Origin of the sequence: Porcipelethomonas ammoniilytica (assembly GCF_025567485.1) — a bacterium.
Classification (GTDB): domain Bacteria; phylum Bacillota; class Clostridia; order Oscillospirales; family Ruminococcaceae; genus Porcipelethomonas; species Porcipelethomonas ammoniilytica.
Genome location: NZ_JAOQKH010000084.1, coordinates 1 through 907, shown reverse-complemented (window position 1 = coordinate 907; position 907 = coordinate 1). Strand labels below are relative to the sequence as shown.

The window sequence follows — 907 nt, the reverse complement described above, 5'->3', positions numbered from 1 at the left end:
GGCTTCATCATTCTTAAAACTTATTTCAAAATCATACACATCAAGTATTCGTGTATCCTGTGAAAGCGCGTCCCTGACTAATTCTGGCAAGGCTGTTTCTATCAGTTCGGGAGTTGATACCTCGTCGTAGACCATATCCTTCAGCTCTCCGCCGTAATCGTCATCATAAATAAGACACTTGTAACGTGCCGTTATTATCGCTTTTCTTATCGCCTGATTTACTGCTTCGATCCCGTCAACAGTACCGATAATTCTTCCCGAATCAAGGTCAAGACGGTATGTTTTTGTAGGCTTTTCCGTCTCTTCTTCAATAGTATCAATGGGAATTTCAATATCTGCCGCCATTTACATCACCGCCCTGTCCAACGCATAATACTTTTTGCCGTTATTAAATACCAGTAAATGTACATATTCTCCCGTATGCAAATCAGAAAGTCTTTGAGGGACGATTGGGAGCGGTGTAAGCTTTTCATCATTTATTACCTGTACTCTGACAGGATTTACGGAAATGACCCTGCCTATTACAATATCATTTCCCTTTGGCAGCATTTGCTGCATCAATCCTTTAATACTCGTTGGATTATCCATTCAGACCTCCTATTCGTTTACGGAATTAAGCGCAAGATTCATTGTATGACTTCCTCCTTTGAAAGTATGAGTATCTTCATCGACATAGAAAGTACGCTTTATCCCCAGTTCGTCAATTATTACATAAACCCCCACACCTGAAATAACATCGGGGATACCCAAAGTTTCAACACTCAGGCTTATTTCAGGAGTACTAATTTCTTTCAGCGTTTCTTTTATATGTTCCTGAAGCTTGGCTTCTGAAAGATCATCGTCCTTTTTTTCGATATCCTGAAAAATACCGATTTTCTTTTCAAGCTCGGTATTCTTCTTAACGGCA

At 39.9% G+C, this 907-nt stretch carries 3 protein-coding genes; all 3 read right to left on the bottom strand.

Features of this window, described 5'->3' with window-relative positions:
* On the bottom strand, positions 1-345 hold a 345-nt coding region (locus tag OCV67_RS13375), incomplete at its 3' end, for a DUF2634 domain-containing protein (protein ID WP_147644413.1).
* Complete coding sequence (locus OCV67_RS13370) at positions 346-588, bottom strand: hypothetical protein (RefSeq protein ID WP_147644412.1); 243 nt, start codon at positions 586-588, stop codon at positions 346-348.
* Between the two features lie 9 nt (positions 589-597).
* The coding region (locus tag OCV67_RS13365; protein WP_449580837.1) for an XkdQ/YqbQ family protein at positions 598-907 on the bottom strand (310 nt) is incomplete at its 5' end.

Coding starts and splice junctions, on each gene's coding strand:
- OCV67_RS13370 (WP_147644412.1), bottom strand. CDS start 588: ATGGATAATCCAACGAGTATTAAAGGATTGATGCAGCAAATGCTGCCA.